Annotated in this window: 20 protein-coding genes; 11 read left to right on the top strand and 9 right to left on the bottom strand. The window is 40.4% G+C overall.

Annotation, left to right across the window (positions count from 1 at the left end; all coding sequences use genetic code 11):
* Nucleotides 1-72: 72 nt before the first annotated feature.
* Nucleotides 73-1,335 (bottom strand): putative DNA modification/repair radical SAM protein, encoded by a 1,263-nt coding sequence (locus tag ABJN95_RS13085; RefSeq protein WP_348370858.1) that lies wholly within the window; start codon nt 1,333-1,335, stop codon nt 73-75.
* A 191-nt stretch (nt 1,336-1,526) separates the two neighbouring features.
* Here ABJN95_RS13085 and ABJN95_RS13080 point away from each other — a divergent pair, with 191 nt between their 5' ends.
* On the top strand, nt 1,527-2,291 hold the full coding sequence (locus tag ABJN95_RS13080; protein ID WP_348370857.1) for a S24 family peptidase: 765 nt from the start codon (nt 1,527-1,529) through the stop codon (nt 2,289-2,291).
* A gap of 73 nt (nt 2,292-2,364) precedes the next feature.
* On the opposite strand, the gene ABJN95_RS13075 is transcribed toward ABJN95_RS13080, so the two are convergent.
* The gene (locus ABJN95_RS13075) at nt 2,365-2,793 is read right to left on the bottom strand and encodes a GNAT family N-acetyltransferase (protein WP_348370856.1); all 429 of its coding nucleotides are present in this window, start codon (nt 2,791-2,793) and stop codon (nt 2,365-2,367) included.
* A gap of 90 nt (nt 2,794-2,883) precedes the next feature.
* On the opposite strand from ABJN95_RS13075, the gene ABJN95_RS13070 reads away from it, so the two are divergent.
* Nucleotides 2,884-3,957 carry a transporter substrate-binding domain-containing protein gene (locus tag ABJN95_RS13070; protein WP_348370855.1) on the top strand — a complete coding sequence of 358 codons (1,074 nt, stop codon included), beginning with the start codon at nt 2,884-2,886 and terminating at the stop codon, nt 3,955-3,957.
* Here the strand turns inward: ABJN95_RS13070 and ABJN95_RS13065 are convergent.
* The 3 genes from ABJN95_RS13065 to ABJN95_RS13055 are packed head-to-tail and all read right to left on the bottom strand — an operon-like array spanning nt 3,954 to nt 7,009.
* Entirely contained in the window at nt 3,954-4,667 is a 714-nt protein-coding gene (locus ABJN95_RS13065; protein ID WP_348370854.1) for a hypothetical protein, read from the bottom strand. The two genes, ABJN95_RS13070 and ABJN95_RS13065, sit on opposite strands and share 4 nt — an antisense overlap.
* Nucleotides 4,668-4,696: 29 nt before the next feature.
* Nucleotides 4,697-6,382, bottom strand: a complete 1,686-nt coding sequence (gene ggt, locus ABJN95_RS13060; RefSeq protein WP_348370853.1) for a gamma-glutamyltransferase — start codon at nt 6,380-6,382, stop codon at nt 4,697-4,699.
* A gap of 42 nt (nt 6,383-6,424) precedes the next feature.
* A complete protein-coding gene (locus ABJN95_RS13055) occupies nt 6,425-7,009 on the bottom strand; it encodes an acyl carrier protein phosphodiesterase (RefSeq protein ID WP_348370852.1) in 585 nt (194 codons plus the stop codon).
* Between the two features lie 93 nt (nt 7,010-7,102).
* Between ABJN95_RS13055 and glmM the strand changes: the two genes are divergently transcribed.
* Nucleotides 7,103-8,491, top strand: a complete 1,389-nt coding sequence (glmM, locus tag ABJN95_RS13050) for a phosphoglucosamine mutase (RefSeq protein ID WP_348370851.1) — start codon at nt 7,103-7,105, stop codon at nt 8,489-8,491.
* 69 nt (nt 8,492-8,560) lie between these two features.
* Here glmM and ABJN95_RS13045 read toward each other — a convergent pair whose 3' ends face one another.
* Nucleotides 8,561-9,463, bottom strand: a complete 903-nt coding sequence (locus ABJN95_RS13045; RefSeq protein ID WP_348370850.1) for a lipid A biosynthesis acyltransferase — start codon at nt 9,461-9,463, stop codon at nt 8,561-8,563.
* Nucleotides 9,464-9,523: 60 nt separating this feature from the next.
* Here ABJN95_RS13045 and ABJN95_RS13040 point away from each other — a divergent pair, with 60 nt between their 5' ends.
* Nucleotides 9,524-10,174, top strand: a complete 651-nt coding sequence (locus tag ABJN95_RS13040) for a rhomboid family intramembrane serine protease (protein ID WP_348370849.1) — start codon at nt 9,524-9,526, stop codon at nt 10,172-10,174.
* Between the two features lie 145 nt (nt 10,175-10,319).
* Entirely contained in the window at nt 10,320-11,954 is a 1,635-nt protein-coding gene (locus tag ABJN95_RS13035; RefSeq protein WP_348370848.1) for a hypothetical protein, read from the top strand.
* A 75-nt stretch (nt 11,955-12,029) separates the two neighbouring features.
* On the opposite strand, the gene ABJN95_RS13030 is transcribed toward ABJN95_RS13035, so the two are convergent.
* The gene (locus ABJN95_RS13030) at nt 12,030-13,148 is read right to left on the bottom strand and encodes a TlpA disulfide reductase family protein (RefSeq protein WP_348370847.1); all 1,119 of its coding nucleotides are present in this window, start codon (nt 13,146-13,148) and stop codon (nt 12,030-12,032) included.
* Between the two features lie 101 nt (nt 13,149-13,249).
* On the bottom strand, nt 13,250-13,768 hold the full coding sequence (locus tag ABJN95_RS13025) for a hypothetical protein (RefSeq protein WP_348370846.1): 519 nt from the start codon (nt 13,766-13,768) through the stop codon (nt 13,250-13,252).
* A 95-nt stretch (nt 13,769-13,863) separates the two neighbouring features.
* Between ABJN95_RS13025 and ABJN95_RS13020 the strand changes: the two genes are divergently transcribed.
* Nucleotides 13,864-16,773 carry an FAD-linked oxidase C-terminal domain-containing protein gene (locus ABJN95_RS13020; RefSeq protein ID WP_348370845.1) on the top strand — a complete coding sequence of 970 codons (2,910 nt, stop codon included), beginning with the start codon at nt 13,864-13,866 and terminating at the stop codon, nt 16,771-16,773.
* Here ABJN95_RS13020 and ABJN95_RS13015 read toward each other — a convergent pair.
* Nucleotides 16,753-17,664, bottom strand: coding sequence for a UDP-2,3-diacylglucosamine diphosphatase (locus ABJN95_RS13015; protein ID WP_348370844.1), 912 nt, complete (start codon nt 17,662-17,664; stop codon nt 16,753-16,755). The genes ABJN95_RS13020 and ABJN95_RS13015 overlap by 21 nt on opposite strands.
* 193 nt (nt 17,665-17,857) lie before the next feature.
* Between ABJN95_RS13015 and aroC the strand changes: the two genes are divergently transcribed.
* From aroC to ABJN95_RS12990, 5 genes are all read left to right on the top strand, one after another.
* A complete protein-coding gene (gene aroC / locus ABJN95_RS13010; protein ID WP_348370843.1) occupies nt 17,858-18,925 on the top strand; it encodes a chorismate synthase in 1,068 nt (355 codons plus the stop codon).
* 192 nt (nt 18,926-19,117) lie between these two features.
* The gene (locus ABJN95_RS13005; RefSeq protein WP_348370842.1) at nt 19,118-20,443 is read left to right on the top strand and encodes a dicarboxylate/amino acid:cation symporter; all 1,326 of its coding nucleotides are present in this window, start codon (nt 19,118-19,120) and stop codon (nt 20,441-20,443) included.
* A 19-nt stretch (nt 20,444-20,462) separates the two neighbouring features.
* Nucleotides 20,463-21,494, top strand: coding sequence for a glutathione synthase (gene gshB, locus ABJN95_RS13000; RefSeq protein WP_348370841.1), 1,032 nt, complete (start codon nt 20,463-20,465; stop codon nt 21,492-21,494).
* Nucleotides 21,487-22,311: an N-formylglutamate amidohydrolase gene (locus ABJN95_RS12995; RefSeq protein WP_348370840.1), complete on the top strand. Its 825-nt coding sequence runs from the start codon at nt 21,487-21,489 to the stop codon at nt 22,309-22,311. The genes gshB and ABJN95_RS12995 overlap by 8 nt, the downstream gene beginning before the upstream one ends.
* Entirely contained in the window at nt 22,308-23,480 is a 1,173-nt protein-coding gene (locus ABJN95_RS12990) for a flavohemoglobin expression-modulating QEGLA motif protein (protein WP_348370839.1), read from the top strand. The genes ABJN95_RS12995 and ABJN95_RS12990 overlap by 4 nt, the downstream gene beginning before the upstream one ends.
* Nucleotides 23,481-23,607: the final 127 nt, after the last annotated feature.

Below are 23,607 nucleotides of genomic sequence, written 5' to 3'. Positions count from 1 at the left end.
TTCCAAATGCGTAAATAACCTTTCATTTGTATTGTGAGTGTTGCTGTCTAGATAATTCATACTTCAATAATTTTAGTTAAACAATGACAATTGGCTGCTATAATTCTTTCGAAACTTTCCTTGTGAATTTTGTAAAATCCTTCCTTTTATTTGGTGTGCCTGCAAATCGTGTCTTTCCCAACTTCTAGAGTCGCATATGATGAAATACTTTGCCCGATTTAATGCGAGGCCTATTTTTTTAAGATGTTCCCAATTTAATTTCCGGAACTTTCTTGCCTTGATAATTTTTTCAACGGAATACATTCCTAATCCGGGTACCCTGGCCAACAGTTGTCTATCGGCCGTATTGATATCTACCGGAAAATGCTTCAAATTGCGCAAGGCCCAACTTAACTTCGGATCAATGTCGATATCTAGATTTGGATGGCTGTCATTAAGAATTTCATGGATGCTGAATCCATAGAACCGCAACAACCAATCGGTTTGATATAACCTATTCTCTCTTAGCATCGGTACTTGTGAACCAATGGCGGGTAGGCGACTATCTTCTGCAACCGGTACATAGCCAGAATAATAGACCCGTTTCATATTGTAATTTTTATAATAATGATTGGCGGAATACATGATGTCTTTATCTGTTTCGCCAGTGGCCCCAATAATCATCTGCGTACTTTGCCCGGCCGGTGCATATTTTGGAGTGTTTTTTAGCACCTTCTTCTCTTCTTTGTATTGAATGATTTCATTTTTAACCTTTAACATCGGTTTGGTAAAATCTTCATGTCTTTTATCAGGGGCTAACAATTTTAACCCAGCAATGGTTGGAACTTCAATATTAACCGATAGTCGGTCGGCCCATAGTCCTGCCTCTCGCATCAATTCATCGCTTGCTCCGGGAATGGATTTTAAATGAATGTATCCGTTAAAGTTTTCTTCCATTCGCAACTTCTTAGCAACCGCTACCAATCGTTCCATGGTGAAATCAGGATTTTTAAATATACCCGAGCTCAAAAAAAGACCTTCTATGAAATTTCTGCGATAGAAGTTGATGGTTAAATCCACAACCTCTTGAATTTTAAAGGCTGCGCGTTTAATATCGTTGCTCTTACGCGTTACGCAATAAGCACAATCGAAAATGCAGTGGTTGGTTAACAGTATCTTTAACAAGGAAACACAACGGCCATCTTCGGTGTAACTATGGCATATGCCCATACCCGAACTGTCTCCCAAACCCTTGGTGGTATTCGCGCGATTACTACCACTACTCGAGCAGGATACATCATATTTGGCTGCATCGGCTAGAATGTTTAGTTTTTCTTTAATTCGTTGAAATGACATCTGTTGTTGTAATAATTCCAAAATTATGGAAATATTCCTAATTATGGAAATATTCCATATATAATTTTGGAAATAATCCAATTTTTGTATATTTGAGGTAATCTAATGGCCGTCTCGAGCGCAGTCGAGCGATTTTTTGGCAACATAAAAAAGCAGGTCTCCACTGCACTTGGCCTTACACTAAAACGATTATGGAAAACGAGTTGACCTTAAAACGCTTTATAGAAATCAGAAGAGATTTGGGTTACACCCAAGCGGAATTTGCGAAACTTTTGGGCATTTCAAATACCACTGCCGATATCGAACGCGGGCGCACTAAACTTTCAGGTAAGGTTGTGGTAGAGTTGTTCAAACAATTTAAAGTAAATCCGCTATGGCTGTTTGGAGAGAGTGAGAATAAAAATTTGGCCACTTCCAATACCAATGTCATTCCGAAGGTGGTCACTGTTGACTCAAACGACCAAGAGAATATGGTTTTGGTCAATGCGAAAGCGGCTGCCGGTTACCCTCAAAATATTCAGGATACCTCTTGGTATAAGGAACTTCCTGCCTTTGATTTGCCGCTTCCAGAATTTAGAAATGCTACCTATCGCGGTTTCCAAGTCGAGGGTGATAGTATGCTTCCCAACTTAAAGCCAGGGGAGTGGGTTCTCGCAAAAGCCATTGACCATATCGATGAAGTCAACCCAAATAAAATGTATGTGGTGGTTTTAGAGGATGCCGTTTTGGTCAAAAAAGTTATTCGGAAACCCAATTCGAATAATGTGACTTTAGTTTCACTCAATGAAACCTATCCGCCTTATGAGATCAAGCCATTTCAAATTCAGGAAATTTGGCAGGTCAATAGTAAAATTACTTTTGGTGTAGACGCTACTACAGAAACAGGACTCCTGAAACAACTACAAGAATCGATGGAGGAGTTAAAAAGCCAGTTTAAGAAGCAGCAGGCAAGTTAACACCAATGGTATTGGAAACAATATCTGCTCTGGTATTGCATTGCAGGCGATGATCTTTAACTGAGCCTAAAATTCAAAAGTCTTTTAAGGAATAGAGCCCGCTGTTGCGCAATTCAAAACCCATGCTCGTATATAAACCTATAGCCGGTGCCCGGTGATGCCCCGTAAACAATAATATCTCGTCTAATCCTGTTTTTTTTCCTTCTTCCAAAAGTTTTTCCATCAGCCTTCTACCGATACCTTTTCCGCGTTGTGTAGCATCAACCACCACATCGTCTACCATGCCTCGATAACCTGAAATTACCTTGTAAGTTGATAGAAGTGCCGTTCCAACTATGGCGTCGTCTATTTTGCATATCACAAAAATGACATTGTTTTGGGGTACTAGAATTTCCGATAAAGCTCTTTGCACATTGTCAGGATTCAACTGTCTGTATAAGGCTGCAACTTGGTTTTGTACATCGGGTGTCAGATCTGACGGCCTTAAAATTTCTATTTGCATCAAATAAATTTTGAATAAAGTTAGGAAAGTAGAAATGATTTAACACTTTTTTGAATTATTGTATATTTAGAAAATCGTGACATACAGACCATGAAGAATACCCTTGTCGTTGTACTATTAAGTCTTTTCAGCCTAACAGGCTCCTCTCAAATCACTACAGATACCTTGTTGGTCGGCTATACCACGGCACCTCCATTTGTTGTGCAGGAGGGTGAACTCTTGGAAGGTATAAATATTTGGCTTTGGGAAAAAACTGCCAGAGACCTAAACCTGAATTACAAACTGGTACCCATGCGTTTTCGTGATATGTTAGATGCTTTAAAAAATAATGAAATCGATGTCAGCATTAATCCATTAACCATAACCAGTGAACGCAACAAATCTTTTGAATTTACCAATTCGTATTATGCGGCACACTCGACTATTGCGATATCAGAGGCGACCACTTTAGAAAAGTTTATAGGCTTTCTAAAGAAATTTTTCAATCAAGATTTTTTAAAAGGATTGTTCGCATTGTTGATGATCATATTTTTGTTCGGCCTTGCAGGGTGGTATTTTGAGCGTAAAGAAAATCCAGAGCATTTTCGAAGTGGCAAAAGTGGTATTTGGGATGGCATGTGGTGGTCTGCCGTTACTTTAACAACCGTGGGCTATGGCGATAAGGCCCCTAAAACCAAAATGGGAAAAATATCCGCTCTGGTATTAATGTTCGGCGGTTTGTTGTTTATTTCAGGATTAACAGCGAGTATTGCTTCAAGCTTAACAGTAAATCAATTGAGTAGTAACCCTGAAGGATTTATGGCGTTTAAAGATCGTAAAGTGGGAACCATTGCGAATTCTGGAGCTATGGAATATCTAAACAAACATTTTTTCAAAGATGTCGAAGCATATTCAGGCGTAATAGCTGGTCTTCAAGATTTAAAGGAGGGAAAGATTACCGCTTTTATTTACGATGAGCCCATTTTAAAACACCGTATTCAAGAGGACCCTGACTTAAGTAGCTTACAAATACTTCCAGTAAAATTTGACGTACAATTTTATGCTTTTGGAATAGCCTCCAAGCATTCAGAACTCGAAAAACAGATTTCGCAACATATACTTACCATTACTGAGACACAAGAGTGGGAGGTGGTTCTCAATGAATTCGGGTTAACCGATATCTAGTTGTAGGCTCTTGCTGCTCCAATATGAAATGTAAAGGGACCTAATTTGTGCGATCTGGGCAGTGCCAAGCCATTTTCCATGATTTGCCAATCATCCCAGCTCGCTTCCAGCCCGCCAATAGGAATAATTTTCACCCACATTTGATAGCTTCTCGGAAATCCGTTTGGAAGCAGCTTCCATAAATACGTATCTCCAGGAGTAGTACCACCGGAAGCATACGATACCATCAGTCCCTTTGTACCGTCTTCTAAGGTGACTATACTTCGTTTCGTGCCTCTATCAAAGATCTTAAAAGGGGCTACCAACCAAAAGGAGTCGTTATTAAAATAGTTCATAGCCTTTGCTATCAGTTCTTTTTCGGCCTCGCCGAAAACAAGCACACCATTCTCTGAAACTTCACTAGCTGACGGGTTATTCAGGTTCAGCTTTACCTGGTAATCTTGCCAAGTCACCTGAACTTTCCCATTGGCCTTGTTCCATTTATAGGTATGGGCTCCGTTCCTAAAAGACCACTCTAAATAGCTTGTATTTTGATACGCATCACCATGAATAGCCTGTAGCATTTTTTCGGCTAGAGCATCTGCAGCAGGGCCGGGTTTGCCTTCAGGAAGCGGTTCATTGTAAATACTATACAGTATGCCGAATGCAACAAGGCTGATCAACACCATGCCCGCACCTAAGATGAATAAAATTTCAAGAAACTTTTTCATGACACGCCTTACGATCAACCTTTAAGCATTTAATATCCTGCAGCCCTATCATCTCCTCGTTTATCAGCCCCTCCTTCTAATTTTCCGTCGGGTAGCACTCGAATCGCATCGACCTTTCCGATAATAGGAGTACGTTCTTCGTTGATGATATACCCTTTTGCTGCAAGTTTTTCTTTCAGTTCCTGAGAAAATCCTTCCGGTTCAAAAATTACCATATCGGGAAGCCATTGATGATGAAAACGTGGTGCGTTTACAGCTTCTTGCATACTCATGTTAAACTCATAAGTGTTTAGAATGGTTTGGGCTACAGCTGTAATAATTGTAGATCCCCCTGGGGTGCCAACAACCATCCATAAGGTACCATCTTTTTCTACAATAGTAGGGGTCATGCTACTTAGCATTCGTTTTTCGGCAGCAATACTATTGGCTTCAGCGCCTATTAATCCAAACATGTTTGGTATTCCTGGTTTGGCACTGAAATCGTCCATCTCATTGTTTAAAAAGAACCCCAACTCATCGGAATAGAGTTTTGAGCCATAGGCTCCATTCAAGGTGGTTGTTACCGAGACCGCATTTCCTTCGTTATCAACGATAGAGTAGTGGGTGGTCTCCATACTTTCTGCCACTTCCACCTTGCCACGTTCAACCTCAGAAGACTTTGTAGCCGTGTCCCAAGAGAAATTGGCCATTCGTTCTGCTAAATACCCCTCATTTAAAAGCACGTCTAGCGGAATATCTACAAAATCTGGGTCGCCTAAATAGTAGTTTCGGTCAGCATAGGCGCGCCGAGAAGCTTCTGTAAACAACTGCACGGTTTTTACCGAATTATGGCCGTAGGAAGCCACATCATAGGATTCTAACATTTTAAAGATTTGATTAATAGTTACCCCTCCGCTGCTGGGTGGACTCATTGATATAATACGTAAATCCTTATAATTGAAAATAATGGGTTCGCGCCATTTTGCCTGATATTTGGCAAGGTCTTCTTCGGTAACGAAGCCCCCATTTTCTTGAATAAAAGCCGCTAGCTTTTGGGCGACTTCTCCCTTATAAAATCCATCACGACCATTTTTAGCAATACTGCGCATAGTGTTTGCCAATGCCGGATAGGTAATCATATCACCCGTCTTGAATTCCGTTGCAAAGAAGGTACTGTCTCCGTTGACTTCTATAAATTTTTCGCGTTGACTCGCCAGTCTTTTTTCTTGGTTTTCGGTAACCACAATTCCCTTTTCCGCTAGGGCGATGACCGGCTCGAAGATTTTGGCCAGGGGTAGTTTTCCAAATTTTTTATGCACTTCGATGATCCCGGCTACGGTTCCAGGAACTCCGACGGCCGTAGCACCTTGAGTGCTCATGCCTGGTATAACATTCCCGAGGGAGTCTAAATACATATCCTTATGTGCCGATAATGGGGCTTTTTCTCTATAGTCTAATCCGCCTACTTCGCCATCAGCCTTCCGATAGACCATAAAACCTCCTCCTCCAAGATTACCTGCAAAGGGATAGGCTACAACCAGAGCCATTTCTGTGGCCACCATCGCGTCAAAAGCATTTCCACCTTGTTTCATAATCTCAACCCCAATTTGTGATGCCTCTTGACGGGCAGAAACGACCATGGCTTTCTCGGTCACAAGACCGGTGGGCGCAGCAGGCTGTTTTTTACAATTGACAAAAAGAAGTATGGCTAGTAGTGGGAGGACAATTTTTTTCATTGAAAATCTTAGGTTTTTGTGTTATTTAGTATCTTTTTTTATTTAAAGGGAATTAAATTTTTGCTTGGAAAAGGTAGTCAATTCTTCAAAAAAGGAGGTAAATTCTTTTTCGAATTCATCGTAGTGTTCTTCCAGATCAAGAATGGCAAAATTCATCTTCGATTTATTTTTGGTTCTTCGGTTCATACCATTCAATACGCGTGCAATTCCATCCATTTTTGAATAGTTGAAAATCCAGTTGTCACTTATCATATAGGGCATCATACGATGCACTCCAAGGGGGAGGATATCATAGTTATCCTCTAACAAATCATAGAAATTGTCGACAAATAGGTCTAGGGGCTTGTCGGAATAAGATTTCCAGTTTTTTGCCAAGAAGTGATCGTAAAAGATATCTACAATGATTCCGCTATAGTGGCTGTAATTTTTGTGCAAACGCTTGGTGCTTTTACGCACCGTGGGGTGTGCGTCGGTGAACGAATCGATATAGCGGTGTAATTTGATTCCCTTTTGTACGCGTTCGGGCAGGTGTTTGAATTTATTACCTCGAATACTGTCGGCGATAAAATTTCCTATTGTAATTTCATCATCTTCGAAAGACAAATAAATATGGGCCAAAAAGTTCATAAACGGTTGTGAAAATCTTAATGCCGAATTTACAAAGAAGCGCAATAGGTTTCAGAGGGATACGTTTATATTTGCAAAAACTTTTCAAGACTTATGACATTAATAAAATCTATTTCAGGAATACGAGGAACCATTGGCGGGAAGCCAGGAGATAACTTAACACCTATTGATGCGGTTAAATTTGCCGCTGCCTACGGGGTTTGGTTAAAGGGATATTCCGAAAAAGATCAACTCAAAGTCGTTATTGGTCGCGATGCGCGTTTATCTGGGGCGATGATTCAAAATCTGGTGGTTTCTACCTTGGTTGGGCTTGGAATCGATGTTATCGACCTAGACCTATCGACGACACCAACCGTAGAAATCGCAGTACCTTTGGAAAAAGCCGATGGCGGTATTATCCTTACCGCAAGCCACAATCCCAAACAGTGGAACGCCTTAAAACTTTTAAATGAAAAGGGAGAATTTTTAAATGCGGCTGAAGGTGCTTTAATATTGGAAATCGCCGAGAAGGATGATTTTAAATTTGCCGAGGTAGATGACTTAGGTAGTATCACAAGAAATGACTCTTATATTGATATTCACATCGATGAAGTCTTAAAGCTGTCTTTGGTAGACGCCGATACTATTCGCAAAGCGAAATTCAAAGTGGTCGTTGACGGTGTCAACTCCACAGGCGGTATTGCCATTCCAAAACTCTTAAAAGAATTGGGCGTTGAAGTGGTGGAGTTGTATTGTGACCCCACAGGACATTTTCCTCATAATCCCGAACCCTTGAAAGAGCACCTAGCTGATATTTGCGATTTGGTTGTCAAGGAGCAGGCCGACTTTGGAATTGTTGTTGACCCTGATGTCGACCGACTAGCTTTTATTAGTAATGATGGTGAAATGTTTGGAGAGGAATATACCTTGGTTGCCTGTGCAGATTATGTTTTAAGCAAAACCAAAGGAAATACCGTATCTAACCTGTCGTCGTCTAGGGCCCTACGTGATATTTCAGAAAAACACGGTGGATCATATGAAGCGGCAGCGGTAGGGGAGGTTAATGTTGTTACGAAAATGAAGGCAAACCAAGCTGTTATTGGAGGTGAAGGTAATGGTGGTATCATCTATCCTGAAAGCCACTATGGCCGTGATTCTTTGGTGGGAACAGCCTTGTTTTTAATGCTGATGGCGGAGAATGGTGGAACTGTGGCAGCACTTCGGGCCAGCTATCCATCTTATTTTATGAGCAAAAAGAAAATTCAATTGACACCCGAATTAGATGTTGACAGCCTTTTAGACGCCATGGCCGAAAAATATCGAAAAGAAGATATTTCTACCATTGATGGTGTAAAAATCGATTTTGCCGAAAACTGGGTACACCTTCGTAAATCAAATACAGAACCAATTATTCGAATTTATACGGAAGCCAAAAGCCAGATGGAAGCTGACGGACTCGCAGATAGAATCATTGGAGAAATCAAAGCCATAGCAGAAATATAAACTTTTCGCCCAACAATATCAGCCCCCGGCATTTCGCAATCAATCAAGCCTTACTGACCGAATTGCGGCTTAATTTTTTGGGTCTGTTTTAAACTCTGGCGGCACCTTGTCGCGATGTTTCCATCGTTTATGGCTCCATAAATAGTGCTCTGGTCGCTGATATATTTGCTGCTCTGTAAGCGCAATAAATTGCTTGGTGATTTCATTGGGTTCGGTCTGCTTGCCCGATAAGGTTATCGGAATAAACTCCGCTTGATAATAGCCTCGTTTTACCTTAGATACTTTGAGAAAAACGACGGCCAAATCCAATTTGCGTGCAAGTATTTCCACGCCGTTATAAACGGGGACGGTGATACCCATAAAATCGCCCCAATAATGCGCATGCATCACCATTGGCGATTGATCACTTACCATACCATAAATGGCTTTTTTACCTTCCCCTTCATTTCGCATTACGGTCTTTACCGTTTCATGGGTTGTGATCAGGGTGGTATTCCATCTTGACCTAAAATCCTTTACCAATCTGTCGAAATAGGTGTTCGCTACACGTTGATAAACCGCATATCCTTTGCTTTTGATGTATAGGTTTAAGCTAACATTCCACTCCCAATTGGCGTAGTGAGAACAAGGAACCAATATACTTTTCTCTTTTTCAATTTCCTGAATGAGTTCGACATTGGTAATATGATACCTTTTTTTAATATCGGCTTTTGAAAGGTTCATAGTCTTCACCATCTCAAGAAACATATCGCACATATGTCTGAAGAATTCTTTTTGAATACGTTTGATCTCTTTTTCCTGCTTTTCCGGAAAAACCAATTTTAAATTTTCACGAACTACTTTTTTGCGATACCCAATAACATGAAATACCAAGAAAAAAACAAAGTCGGAAAAGAGGTAAAAAGCGCGATACGGTAGTATGGAGATCAACCAAAGTGCAGGATACACCAAAATAAATACAAGTAACTGCATGCAACGATTTATTGCCACAAATATAGTTATATTTGGCCCCAAATCGAATAACATATTTTAATGGACGGAATCGACCTAGTGACCTTAATTATAATAGGGGCCAATGTTCTAATTTCTTTTAAGGGATTTAACGACGGTGCGTTTTTTGAACGCTATAAATTCGGTATAGGCGCCATCAATGCCGGGCAAAAAGAACGCATGCTTAGTTCGGGTTTTTTGCATGTTGATATTTCCCATCTGCTTTTTAATATGTTAACACTATACTTTTTTGCAGATGTGGTAATACGAGGTTTTGGATCGGGTAAGTTTCTTATTATTTATTTTGTTAGTTTGATAGCGGGAAGTTTACTCGCCCTTTTCTTTCACAAAAACGAACCTCATTATAGCGCGGTGGGAGCTAGTGGTGCGGTTACGGGTATCTTGTATGCGGCAATTCTTCTGCAACCCGGTATGGATTTATATATCTATTTTATCCCTATACCGATTCCGGCATACGTAATAGGTATTGGCTATTTGCTGTATTCCATTTATGGTATGAAGAAGCGATTGGGCAATATTGGCCATACTGCCCACTTTGGTGGCGCCATTGGGGGTTATGCTGCTACCTTATTGTTTAATCCTGATTTGGTATTTACGTCTACCCTAATGGTAGTCTTATTGGCTATTCCGATTTTGATACTATTCGTCATGGAGAAAACGGGCAAAATATAGTTTATTTAAATACTCTAAAACCCCAAAACTGCCTTAAGATACCTAGAAATCAGTATTTCATCGAAAAAATTGTAGGAAAATATACACTTTACCTAATTTTGACGTTTGATTAGTCCCAAATCTAATTGATTAACCTATTTAAGCGATGAAAAAAATCTCCCTAATGGCTACGGCCATACTACTTTTTGCTGTGTCTTGTAGTGATGAGACAACAGTATTTGAGAATCCTGAAGACAGCATTGGTTTAGAAAATGACAATAACGTACTTGTTAATAGTATCATGTACGACAACAGTGGTGTACTTGAGATACTCGAAGAAGACAGTATCACTGGGAAATCTTCTAAATCTGCTAATGATGAGGCAGGTGACTATCCTTTAACCCTAGTGGCACAAATTGATCCGCCTTCCTTTTCTGGTGGTGAAAATTTAACGGCTACGGATGTCTTTATCGATGGTGATTACGCCTACGTTTCTTATAATACAGCAGGACTAGATTATAAGGGTGGTTTAGATATTGTAAACATAAGTGACCCAAATAACCCATATTTAACAGCTCGAGCTTATTCGTACGACAAAGATTTAAATGCCGTTTATTATAAAAATGGTTATGTTTATATCGTCGGAGGCACAGATGAAGAACAATCGGTCTTAGCTACCGCAAATTCTGTCATAATTCGTGTTGCCGCAAATGGTGGCCGCTTAAACACGTCTGATTTAACCTATGTTTATCAAGATGGTTTTAATGCAACCGATGTTGAAGTCAATGATAACGGTATCTTTGTTTCAAGTGGAAAAGATGGCTACATAATTCAGTATGATATTAACAGCTTAGATATTGTAAATGAAGCCCCATTTGCCGATTTACGCTCGCTATCAATTCACAATAATAAAATTGCGGTTTTGGATGCCAGTGTAGGGGTTAGAGTCTTAAATTCCGATTTGAGTGAAGCTTCTCAAATTGCGATAAACTCAGATTTTAGAGAGGGAGATAAAAGAACCTTAGCCTTTGACGATGATACTATAATTGTTTCAGAAGGATCAAAAGGCGCAGGTATCTACAATGCCAATACCGGTAACCTTATAGAATATGTGCCTATATTAATCAACCCAGAAGGGGTTGATCAGTCAGACATAGTTACCAATGCAGTTGCGAAGAACGAAGATGTCTTGTTGATGGCCAATGGTGGTGCGGGACTTTGTTTATCTGAAGACCAAGGAAATAATACTGACTTAGTTGGTATCATTGAATTATCGGGCTCAACTAATTTTGTGGCTTCAAAGGGCGATTACGTTTTTGCAGCTTCTGGTAAATCTGGTTTACAGATCATTAAACTGAATAGACCAAGCGATAGTCTTGAGGCAAGTTGCGCTGATATTCCTATATATAGTGGTTCACGAAACTTGAATGTCAATGAAGGTGAAAACGTAGCCTTTAGAGGCTCGAAAAGATTTAATAGTGTGAATATTAGTGGTGAACTGCTGTTATGTGGTTCATGGACTGTGAGCAATGACACCAACATTAATGATAATGCCTCCTTCTCTATGAACGGTACCTATGTAGTGGGTAGAAACAATAAGCGAAAAGATATTAAGGTTAATGAAAATAGTGTTTTTCGAGTTGAAGGTAACTTAACTATTTACGGAGACCTAGTTTTGAACGAGGGAGCAACTATCGAATTTTTGGGTAGTGATTCGGTTGTAAACATTTTTGGAGAGGTAAAAAAAGCTGCAACAGCTGAAGTTATCGGAACCTTCGACGATGTTCGAAATAAATTCTAAATCAAATCTCAGATACAAACAGAAAGCCCTGATGAATTTACATCAGGGCTTTTCTTTTCTAGAGCTTTTTTTGCTTTAATTGAGCAACTCAGCCACCTTGGCCTCTAAGGCTGGTCCTCTTAAGTTTTTCGCAATAATGATTCCATTTTCGTCTAATAGGAATGCAGCGGGAATCGCATCAACATTATATAATTTTGCAATCGGATCGTTGAAATATTGAACATGCGATACATGATTCCAAGTTAGGCCATCATCGGCAATGGCTTTTTTCCAATCTTCTGCTTTTCTATCCAAGGAAACACCTACGATGTTCAATCCCTTATCATGGTACTTTTTATATACTGCTACCACGTTCGGGTTTTCGGCTCGGCAAGGTCTGCACCAGGCTGCCCAAAAATCTACTAAGGTAACTTTGCCCAGCACGTCATTTAAGGCTATTTGTTCTCCATTAGGACCAGGAGCGGTGAACTCTGGTGCTTTTACCCCGACCTCGGTTCTTTTGCTTTTTTCGTCACGTTCCTTTAACTCCTGTAGTTGTTCGGCAATTCTTTTTGCAGCTGTCGTTTCTTTCATTTCAGGAGTAAAACCATCGAACATACTTTGTAATTCATCGTATTTCATTTGTCTCGAGGCAATAGCTCTATCCATCAACAGAACCGATATTAACGCGTCAGGATGCGCCTTGATATAATCAACATCATAATTTTTATATTCTTCTTGCAACTCTTTCATCTCGTCGGCCAGAGCTGCTCTGGTCGCCTCATCAGAATTTTGCAAGTCTTCATTTACAGATTTTGCTTTGTCCGCTATGGCTCTAGATCCTTTTATATAATCTGCGAAAGCCTTGTTTTGTGGTGTTCCCTCGATTTTGGCAAAACCCAAGCTATCTTTTTGGGCCACAACTTCAATTTCTCCATTCTCAATAATAACAAGGGCATAACCTTGCAACTGATCTATAAAAATGTAATTTACTTCAGGAATTCCGGCTTGACCTGTAAACCTGAAGGTACCGTCTTGAACTTCAGTGGTATCGACATCAACCGGTTGGTTATTTTCTCCTTGTTTCCTTAGGAAAACCTTAGTCCCGTTTTCGACCTCTCCGCTTAGGGTTCCTTCAATAGTATAGCCATTGGGGTTTTGGTTGCAGGCTACCAAAGCGACCAAAATGATTAGGGATAGAATAAATTTCTTCATTTGTTTTTCTTGATTTACCGCAAATGTAGGTATTAATACTTAGGATTAAAAAAGCCCTCTATCGTATCCGATGAGGGCAGGTATACATTTTATATTTCTAATTAGAATTGATACCGAATGCCAAGGCCTACGTCAAAATCAAAACGGTCATCAAAACTGCCATAGCCAAGCAGCCCGATTTCTGGTCTAATGTCTAAGGAAATCAATAGGGGCAAGTCATCAAAATTAAATTCTATCCCGATATCACCAGCGGCCAAGACAAATAGTCCACCCTCAGGTTGCACTATAATATTGGAATTGTTTGGATCTGGCCCTGCTTCAAATTTTGCCGTACCAGCACCACCTCCAAAACCGTAGTACCAATTTAGTCCCCTGCTAATATTGTATACCGATTGATAAAGGGCAACTGCTTTGAAAGCATCATATTCGCGGCTATCGCGATAGCCTACGTTAAGTTCAATACGCGAGTACCTTCCAATAGATTTTTGATAGGAGATTTCTGCCCCGAAACCATCACTATCGCCTAAGCGGAGGCCGATGGTATGCTCCGCAATTTCTTGAGCTGTCAATGAAGTTGCTATTAAAAAAAGAGTAAACGTAAATAATTTTGTGATTTTCATATGTTCTTTTGATTAAGTTGTAGTTTACAAGGGGGCTCTTTATATCTTTGTTCTAACCTTGAAAACTTAATTTACTACCCAAAAATTGTTCCGAATTGGATAAAAATTTGCTAAAAGAACTAGAACGACACCTTGAGGGAACGCTTAAAATAGATTCGTTGACCAAAAGTTTGTATGCTACTGATGCTTCTGTTTACCGCAAAATTCCTTTAGCTGTCGCTTACCCAAAAACAGTAGCTGATATCCAAAAACTGATTCAATTTGCCACACGGAACAAAGTTGGATTGACCCCTCGAACCGCAGGAACTTCATTAGCAGGGCAATGTGTAGCTGATGGAATAATCGTTGACGTATCTCTGAATTTCACTAAGATTGTTGCTTTAGATGAAGAAAAAAAACAAGTTACCGTTCAACCTGGAGTAATTCGTGACGAACTCAATCAATACTTAAAACCATATGGCTTGTTTTTCGGGCCCAATACCTCTACTTCAAATCGATGTATGATTGGAGGCATGGTGGGTAACAATTCTTCAGGAACGACTTCGATTCAATACGGCGTCACCCGAGATAAAGTGGTTGCGATGAAAACCATCTTATCTGATGGAAGCGAAGTGGAGTTCAAATCACTATCCAAGAAAGAATTTGAGGCAAAACCACACGGTAATACGCTTGAAGCGTCGTTGTATAGGGCTATTATAAAAGAACTATCTGAGAAAGCGATGCAAGCGGAAATAGTGAAAGAATTCCCGAAGCCAAGTATTCATCGAAGAAATACAGGCTACGCTGTTGACGAACTTTTAAAGACCAATATTTTTGGAGATTATTCTGAAAATTTCAACCTCTGCAAGTTGCTGAGTGGAAGTGAGGGAACCTTAGCTTTTACTACTGAAATAACATTACAATTAGATGATTTGCCGCCAGCACTTTCGGCCATGGTGGTTACTCATTATGAAAGCTTGGAGACCTGTCTGCGTGATGTCGCACCCTGCATGCAAAATGAGTTGCATACCTGTGAGATGATGGATAAGGTGATTCTTGACTGCACTAAAAACAACAAACAACAGCTAGAAAATCGGTTTTTTGTAGATGGAGATCCAGCAGCCTTGCTACTATTGGAAGTTAAGGCCGATTCACAGCAACTACTAGAGAAAAAATTGTCTGAATTGCAGCGAACTATAAAGAATTCGGGTTTAAGTTATGCTAGTCCGGTTTTATATGGCGCAGACATTAATAAGGCGCTGGAACTACGACGTGCCGGATTAGGACTCTTGGGCAATATGGTCGGCGATCGAAAAGCAGTAGCCTGTATAGAAGATACCGCAGTCGCTTTAGAAGATTTAAAAGATTTTATCGGAGAGTTTTCTGCCATCATGAAGCGTTATGATCAAAAAGCGGTGTATTATGCACATGCCGGAGCGGGTGAATTACATTTACGACCCATTTTGAATCTAAAAAAGAGGACAGATGTCTCATTGTTTAGGGCAATTACTACCGATGTTGCTAAATTGACCAAAAAATATCAGGGTTCATTTAGCGGAGAGCATGGCGACGGTATTGTTCGCGCTGAATTCATTCCGCTGACGATTGGGGAGAAAAACTACGAACTGCTCAAGCGCATTAAAACGTATTTTGATCCACATTACATATTCAATCCAGGGAAGATCGTTGACCCGTATCCTATGGATGAGTCATTTCGTTATAAAATAGAAAGAAAAGAGCCTGAGATACAAACACTTCTTGACTTCTCAGATAGTGAAGGAATACTAAAAGCGGCAGAAAAGTGCAATGGTAGTGGAGATTGCCGAAAGACACATCACATGTCAGGTACGATGTGCCCGAGCTATCATGCCACCAAAAAGGAAAAAGATACGACCAGGGGTCGCGCAAACGCACTGCGTGAATTTTTAAGCACTTCTGACCAAAAGAACAAATTCAATCGGCAAGAATTAAAAGAGGTTTTTGACCTATGCCTGAGTTGCAAGGCTTGTGGGAGTGAATGCCCCAGTAATGTTGACGTTGCCACATTAAAGACAGAATTTCAATATCAGTACCAAGAGACAAATGGGTATTCGTTTCGAAGCAAACTTTTTGCACACAATACCAAACTAAACAAGATGGGTAGCGCTGTTGCGGGCCTAACGAATCGCATTTACGACTCGAAAATTTTAGGAGGTTTGTTGAAGAAAACCGCGGGTGTAGCTACAGAAAGAAGCCTTCCTAAAGTTTATAGTTTTAATTTTAATAAGTATCTGCAAGAATTTAATAATCAAAGTATTGTATCAAATAAAAAAATTGTTTTGTATATCGATGAGTTCACAAACTACCTCGATATAGAATTGGGTAAGGATGCCATTCAAGTACTCAGTAGTTTAGGGTATGATATTAGCCTGTTCTTTGCGGAAAGCGGACGCACCTATCTATCAAAAGGCTTTTTAAAACAGGCAAGAAAGCTGGCTCAGAAGAATATTCCTCAACTAAACGTATTTGCTGAGAAAAAACTTCCGGTTGTTGGTTTAGAACCTTCAGCAATTTTGACTTTTCGCGATGAGTACAAGCGTTTGTCAAACGACAAGGCAGTTACCGACGCTATTGCTAAAAATGCCTTTCTCATCGAAGAATTCCTCGCTCAAGAAATTGAATTGGGAAATATTACCTCAGCGCATTTTACAAAAGAAGCTAAAACTGTCAAGATTCATGGGCATTGTCATCAAAAAGCTTTGAGCAACCAAAAAGTCACCTTTGATGTATTAAATCTTCCCGAGAATTACAAAGTTACCATCATAAGTTCGGGTTGCTGTGGAATGGCAGGTTCCTTTGGTTATGAGAAAGAACACTATGAGGTCAGCATGCAGATTGGAGAGTTAAAGCTATTTCCGGCTATACGAAAATGTGAAGAAGATGTCATTATTGCTGCCAACGGCACCAGTTGTCGACATCAAATCTACGATGGTGTTCAACGTAGGGCAAAACATCCCGTGACTATTCTAAAGGAGGCCCTCGCTTAAGGGTGCCTTGCCTCCCTTTGTATTCTTCTGGTCTTTTTCGGCCTGCTTTCCTTTTGCTTTTTCCTGTTCTTTCTTTGCGGTTATTGAAGCTACAAGTTCATGAATGTCCATTTCTTTTAGATCCTCATCAATAAAGAACGGTAGTAGTTTGTCTTGGTTGTAGCGATATATTTTCCATCGCTTGAAAGAATATTCCAAGGCTGTTAGATTTTCCACCCAATCTCCCGAATTCAGATAGGTGCATTTTCCTTTTTTAGTTATTAAGAGTTCTTTTTTAGGTTGATGAATATGTCCGCAAATGACATAGTTATACCCATTTTCGATAGCAATATCAACCGCTGATTTTTCGAAATTACTGATGTATTTCAGGGCTCCTTTGACACTGTCTTTTATTTTCTTTGAAAGCGAGTATCGCTCCTTGCCAAGTTTGCTGAGACACCAATTTGCAGCGCGATTTATCAAAATTAATAGGTCATAACCACGGCCGCCAAGCTTGGCTAACCATTTGGCATTGGTTACCGATGAATCGAAAATATCACCATGAAAAAACCAGGCCTTTTTACCATCAAGTTTTAAAACTAACTTGTCAAGTATGTGTAGATTGCCCATTGAAGTACCGCTAAATTTTCGAAGCATTTCGTCGTGGTTTCCTGTGATATAAAAAACTTCGGTGCCTTTAGAGGCCATGCCAATAATCTTTCGGAGCACTTTCATATGGGAAGAGGGAAAATAACGTTTGCTAAATTGCCAAATGTCAATAATGTCTCCGTTCAGTACAAGCCTTTTAGGCTGTATACTATTTAAGTAGGCAATCAACTCATCGGCGTGACAGCCATAAGTGCCCAAGTGCACATCTGAGATTACAGCGACTTCAATCTTTCGTTTTTTCACAGCAGATAGAATTTCCTGCAAAATAAACTCATGGGTATAAATTGAGAATGAATTCCAGATCAACAATTGGTGTTTATTTGGTTAACAAAAGATTATCGAAGGCTGGCAAATGTTACCTAAACATTACGGCTAAGCTTGTTTTGGTCGGCAATAATTTAAGATTTACCTTTGTGCACCACTTTTAACCCATCACATGGCTGGAAATACTTTTGGAAACCTATTTAAGCTGACAACGTTTGGAGAATCACATGGGGTGGCCATTGGCGGCGTCTTAGATGGATGCCCGGCCGGTTTGGAGATCGACCTCGATGCCATCCAACGAGAATTAGACCGTAGAAAACCAGGGCAATCTGCTATTGTGACACAACGAAAAGAACCCGATACGGTAGAGTTCTACTCCGGAATATTCGAAGGAAAAACCACAGGAACACCTATTGGCTTTGCCATTCACAATACCAATCAGAAATCAAAAGATTATTCTCATATCAAAGATTCGTACCGACCTTCTCACGCAGATTATGTATACGACCAGAAATATGGTTTTAGAGACTACCGTGGTGGCGGGCGTAGCTCTGCTCGCGAAACTGCAAGTCGGGTAGTGGCAGGTGCCATTGCCAAGCAAATGTTAGCTAAAATCAAAATCAATGCCTTTGTGTCACAAGTAGGTGACATGCGATTGGAAAAGGATTATAAAGAATTGAACTTAGCGCTAACCGAATCCAACCCCGTACGCTGTCCTGATCCTGAGATGGCCGAGCAAATGGAGGCTTATATCAAAGAAGTTCGAAAAGAGGGGGATACGATTGGTGGAATCATAAGTTGTGTGATTCAAAATGTTCCGGTCGGATTGGGTGAACCTGTATTCGATAAGCTTCATGCCGAATTGGGTAAGGCCATGCTTTCGATTAATGCGGTAAAAGGCTTTGAATACGGCAGCGGATTTGAGGGAGTCAAAATGAAAGGCAGCGTACACAACGATCAATTCAATACCGACGGAAGCACCAAAACCAATCATAGTGGAGGGGTGCAAGGAGGTATTAGTAATGGTATGGATATTTATTTTAAGGTAGCCTTTAAACCCGTGGCCACTGTTATTCAAGGGTATGAAACCATTGACAAAGATGGCAATACCGTACAAACTCAAGGCAAGGGAAGGCATGATCCTTGTGTTGTGCCTCGCGCCGTGCCTATCGTTGAAGCTATGGCGGCCCTCGTTTTAGCGGATTATACGCTGCTGAATCGCACCATCAAATTGGAATAAAGTTCAAGAGTAAGTGCAAGTTCAACGGCAAATGCAAGCTCAAGCACAAGTTAAAAATTGACTTATGTGTTTGGATCTTTAGAGGATTAATGTGCTTACCTGCATCTGCCAATTTCGGTTATCATATTCGTACTTCGCATATTTCGTACTTCGTATTTTAATACTATCTTACCTGTCTAAACTAAACTAGGTATGAGGAAGCTTGAATTGCATTGGCAAATAATGATTGGTATGCTACTGGGACTGGTATTCGGTTTTGGTATGACCTATTTGGAATGGGGTAAGGAATTTGTCACCAACTGGATAAGTCCGTTTGGCACCATCTTCATTAAACTGCTCAAACTGATTGCCGTTCCTTTAATTTTAGCTTCACTTATTAAGGGGATATCTGACTTAAAAGATATTTCTAAATTCAGGAACATCGGATTACGCACTATCGGTATTTATATAGGTACCACTACTGTCGCTATCATTCTTGGTCTTGTTTTGGTAAACCTAATCGAGCCAGGAAACGGAATTTCTGAAGAGACCATAGATAGACTGACATCAACATACGCTTCTGATGAGGGTGTTACCGCCAAACTGGAGGAAGCCTCACGTCAGAAAGAAAGCGGTCCGTTGAAATTTTTAGAAGATATGGTTCCTGACAATGCCGTTTCAGCCCTAGGTAATAATCAGTTGATGTTGCAGGTTATTTTCTTTACCATTTTTATGGGTATTTCTATGCTGCTTATTGGAGAGGAGAAAGCCACGCCTTTAAAGAATTTCTTTGACTCTCTGAATGATGTCGTACTGAAGATGGTAGACTTGATAATGCTTACCGCACCTTATGCAGTTTTTGCCTTGTTAGCAAATGTGGTGGTTTCTTCAAGCGACCCTGAGATTTTGCTGGCCTTGCTTAAATATGCCGGCGTGGTGGTATTAGGACTCTTTTTAATGATAGTTTTTTATAGCATCTTAGTGTCGGTATTCGCTAAAAAGAACCCCTTTTGGTTTTTAAAAGAATTGAGTCCGGCGCAACTGCTTGCATTTAGTACCAGTTCAAGTGCGGCTACCCTTCCGGTTACCATGGAAAGAGTAGAAGAACATATAGGTGTCGACAAGGAGGTTTCTAGTTTTGTGCTGCCCGTAGGCGCCACAGTTAATATGGATGGCACAAGTCTTTATCAGGGTATTGCAGCAGTGTTTATTGCGCAAGCGCTCAGTTTTGATCTTCCGTTGGGTGCCCAACTAACCATAGTTCTCACCGCCCTTTTGGCGTCTATTGGAACAGCTGCGGTACCTGGAGCGGGAATGGTGATGTTGGTCATCGTTCTTGAATCCGTAGGGTTTCCACCCGAAAAATATGCCATTGGTTTGGCGTTGATATTTGCCGTTGATAGACCCCTAGATATGCTGAGAACCGTGGTTAATATTACCGGTGATGCTACTGTGGCCACTATTGTGGCGAAATCGGTTGATAAACTAGGAGAACCACGCCCAAAGGAATGGGATGATCACTATGAGGAAGTAAAGTAGAATTCTAAAGCGTTATAAAATGAACATCTGTTTTTTAATGTATCCCTGGGAGGATATCGACCCCGAAAATGATACTAGTCTGGCTTTGATTCATGAATGCGTAAAACGCAAACATGGGGTTGCCTTGTGTACGCCAGCCAATCTTACCATTCGAAATAGTGTGACCAATGCGTTTTGTACAGTTATCAATAGGCTTGATAAAGTATCTGGCAGTCTGAAATCGTTTTACAAGCAGGCAACCTTACGAGAAGAAATGCTTCCCTTAGCAGGGTTTGATGTGATTTTTATGCGGGCCAATCCACCCTTAGATCCGATCATGTTGAACTTTCTTGATTCGGTTAAAGATGATGTTTTTATCATGAACTCACTTCAAGGGCTTCGTGAGGCGAACAACAAATTATATACCGCTGCCTTCGGCGATTCGCATAGCAATATTATTCCTGCGACTCATGTGTCAAAAAACAAACGTCATTTGATTCGCCAAATTAAAGAATCTAAAGCCGACAAGATGATATTAAAACCCCTCAATGGTTTTGGAGGGTCAGGGGTCATTCTCATAGAAAAATCTGCTATGAGCAGTATTCAGTCATTATTAGATTTTTACATAACTAACTCTGATGGAACATCTAACTATGTAATACTTCAAGAATATATTGAAGGTGCTGACCAGGGAGATGTTCGCATTTTGATATTGAACGGAGAGCCTATTGGGGCCATGAAACGCGTACCGGGTACCGATGACCATCGGTCTAATGTTTCTGCTGGGGGCTCAGTTCAGAAACATTCTATGAGCAAGGAAGAAAAGGCTCTTTGCAAACAAATCGGGCCTAAGCTGGTTAAAGACGGACTCTATTTTGTAGGTATTGATGTAATAGGAGGTAAGCTTGTTGAGGTGAATGTAATGTCACCTGGGGGTATTACCTATATGAACAAGGTGTATAAGACCAAAATACAATCTAAGGTGATTGATTTTGTTGAAAGCAAGGTTATTGATCAATTGCAGGCCTTTGACAGACGTTCACGGCTGCGCAACGAGGTTGAAAATGCTTAAGCTTTCTGTAGCTTCCATTATTTCCAATATTCAAGCTGAGGTTCCTTTTGAAACCGTTTCGGAAGATTATTCCTTTAGGTTAAAAATAGCGGAATATGCTCCATATATCTGCGGGGCGGTTCACGACGGGCACCAATTTCGAAAATCGCTTTGGGAAAATTGCTTGCACAGCGCTTACGACCGTTGGTATGAAGAAGATCCCTGTACCCGAGAAATGGTGCAATCACATCCTATCGTTATCGCAGGATGCGACAGTAGATTTGAGTATGATCTGAATAGGGCTCCTGAAACCGCAATTTATACCGATGCTTGGGGAAAGCAGCTGTGGAAAAACCCTTTAGCCGAAGAAGAGCGAAACCACAGCCTTCAAAAACATAGCAATTTCTATAAGGTGGTACAGGCTTTGGTACAGCAAATAGAAACAAAATATGGAAAGGCCATCGTTTTTGATATGCATAGTTATAACTGGAAACGTTGGGATAGGGAAGTGCCGACATGGAATCTCGGTACAATCAATATTGATAATGAGAGATTCGGAAAAGTAGTAGCATCATGGTGCCATAGGTTGGGACAAATGCAACTTCCCAATGGTATTAAGTCAACCTCAAGAATCAACGACACTTTTCAGGGTAACGGATATTTTTTGAAATACATTACCCAAAACTTCAACAATACTTTGGTGTTAGCAACGGAGATTGCCAAAGTATACTGTGACGAATATGAAGGTATACTTTATCCTGAAGTTGTGCGTTCTGTGGAAGATCAATTGAAAGAATTGATACCTTTGCAGTTGAAGGAATTTCAAGAAAGTATATGATTCAGTCTCAAGAGCTTAACGAATTGCAACGCGAATACGCCGATATATTTGAAATCGACGCTAACCTAGATCGCCTAGTAAAAAAAATTGAGTTGTTAAGCTATGTGAATCCGGTCAATATTGAGAAAGAGAAACATCAGTTTTTCGCTTCCAAGTATTCCGTTGACCCTGATTTTCGATACCCCAAGTTGAAGTTTAGCCCTTATAAACTGCATCGTATGTTCTTTTCTCAACGATTGGAACGTATAGAAGATGAACAGATACGTACACTGTACAAAGACATCATCTATTACTATTCGAACATGGTACAATGTATCGAAACCATTGGGCAAAAGAAGAGCTTTCACTACAATTCCTTACGAATTTATGGTTCTCCAACAGAGAAAGATGTTGAAAATGCCCGTTTTATATTGCATTATAGAGACGAACCGCTTACTGGGGATTTGGAAAAGATATTCACCCCAGAGGAGGCCAAAGCGTACTTTGAAGATTTTGCAGAACAATACGATTTCCCCTTAAACATCAAATTCTCAACCCATATTGCCGCGGAAGCCATGGTAAGCAATGCTTCACAAGCGCTATTAATCAAGCGAAATGCCAAATTCAGTAAAAACCAGTTACTGACCTTGGCCAATCATGAGATTGGCGTTCATTTGGTGACTACCTACAACGGTCAGCAGCAACCCTTAAAAATTTTCTCTAACGGCTTTCCTAAAAATGTGGAAACCCAAGAAGGACTGGCGGTTTTTAGTGAATATATGAGCGGCGCATTGACCCTAAAACGCTTAAAAGAGTTGGCGTATCGCGTTTTGGCCTCCGATAGTTTAATCAAGGGATATACGTTCTCCGATACCTTTGATTTGATTCATAATCAATACAAACTCAATCGCAATGATGCTTTTACCATAACCCTTCGTGCACACAGGGGAGGGGGCTTTACCAAAGACCGCCTTTATTTAAGTGGATTGCGTAAAATTTACAACCGTTATCTTCAAGAAGAACCTATGGAGGTGTTGCTTTCTGGGAAAGTCTCATTAGACTATGAAATGCCCATACAAAAGCTATATAAATTGGGTCTCGCCCAAGACAATCACTTTACCAATCTAGCCTATCGGCAGAATTTGAATACCAATAAGACGTTAGATTTTATTTTGAACAATTTGAAATAAGGTGCTCCTTACAGTGGTATGCTTCTGCTGGACTAAAAAACAAAATCACTCGAATTGATGATAAGGTAATTGGTCAGTTCGAGTGATTTTTGATAAGCACGCACAGACACAATGGTATATAAAAGTC

This window comes from Maribacter sp. (assembly GCF_039974175.1).
In the GTDB taxonomy this organism is placed as follows: domain Bacteria; phylum Bacteroidota; class Bacteroidia; order Flavobacteriales; family Flavobacteriaceae; genus Maribacter_C.
Note: the sequence above shows the minus strand (reverse complement) of the source record. Positions and strands in the feature narration are given on the sequence as shown.

Excerpts from the sequence above, each read along its gene's own strand:
- ABJN95_RS13085 (WP_348370858.1), bottom strand. The coding sequence starts at position 1,335 with ATGTCATTTCAACGAATTAAAGAAAAACTAAACATTCTAGCCGATGCA.
- ABJN95_RS13080 (WP_348370857.1), top strand. The coding sequence starts at position 1,527 with ATGGAAAACGAGTTGACCTTAAAACGCTTTATAGAAATCAGAAGAGAT.
- ABJN95_RS13075 (WP_348370856.1), bottom strand. The coding sequence starts at position 2,793 with ATGCAAATAGAAATTTTAAGGCCGTCAGATCTGACACCCGATGTACAA.
- ABJN95_RS13070 (WP_348370855.1), top strand. The coding sequence starts at position 2,884 with ATGAAGAATACCCTTGTCGTTGTACTATTAAGTCTTTTCAGCCTAACA.
- ABJN95_RS13065 (WP_348370854.1), bottom strand. The coding sequence starts at position 4,667 with ATGAAAAAGTTTCTTGAAATTTTATTCATCTTAGGTGCGGGCATGGTG.
- ggt (WP_348370853.1), bottom strand. The coding sequence starts at position 6,382 with ATGAAAAAAATTGTCCTCCCACTACTAGCCATACTTCTTTTTGTCAAT.
- ABJN95_RS13055 (WP_348370852.1), bottom strand. The coding sequence starts at position 7,009 with ATGAACTTTTTGGCCCATATTTATTTGTCTTTCGAAGATGATGAAATT.
- glmM (WP_348370851.1), top strand. The coding sequence starts at position 7,103 with ATGACATTAATAAAATCTATTTCAGGAATACGAGGAACCATTGGCGGG.
- ABJN95_RS13045 (WP_348370850.1), bottom strand. The coding sequence starts at position 9,463 with ATGCAGTTACTTGTATTTATTTTGGTGTATCCTGCACTTTGGTTGATC.
- ABJN95_RS13040 (WP_348370849.1), top strand. The coding sequence starts at position 9,524 with ATGGACGGAATCGACCTAGTGACCTTAATTATAATAGGGGCCAATGTT.
- ABJN95_RS13035 (WP_348370848.1), top strand. The coding sequence starts at position 10,320 with ATGAAAAAAATCTCCCTAATGGCTACGGCCATACTACTTTTTGCTGTG.
- ABJN95_RS13030 (WP_348370847.1), bottom strand. The coding sequence starts at position 13,148 with ATGAAGAAATTTATTCTATCCCTAATCATTTTGGTCGCTTTGGTAGCC.
- ABJN95_RS13025 (WP_348370846.1), bottom strand. The coding sequence starts at position 13,768 with ATGAAAATCACAAAATTATTTACGTTTACTCTTTTTTTAATAGCAACT.
- aroC (WP_348370843.1), top strand. The coding sequence starts at position 17,858 with ATGGCTGGAAATACTTTTGGAAACCTATTTAAGCTGACAACGTTTGGA.
- ABJN95_RS13005 (WP_348370842.1), top strand. The coding sequence starts at position 19,118 with ATGAGGAAGCTTGAATTGCATTGGCAAATAATGATTGGTATGCTACTG.
- gshB (WP_348370841.1), top strand. The coding sequence starts at position 20,463 with ATGAACATCTGTTTTTTAATGTATCCCTGGGAGGATATCGACCCCGAA.
- ABJN95_RS12995 (WP_348370840.1), top strand. The coding sequence starts at position 21,487 with ATGCTTAAGCTTTCTGTAGCTTCCATTATTTCCAATATTCAAGCTGAG.
- ABJN95_RS12990 (WP_348370839.1), top strand. The coding sequence starts at position 22,308 with ATGATTCAGTCTCAAGAGCTTAACGAATTGCAACGCGAATACGCCGAT.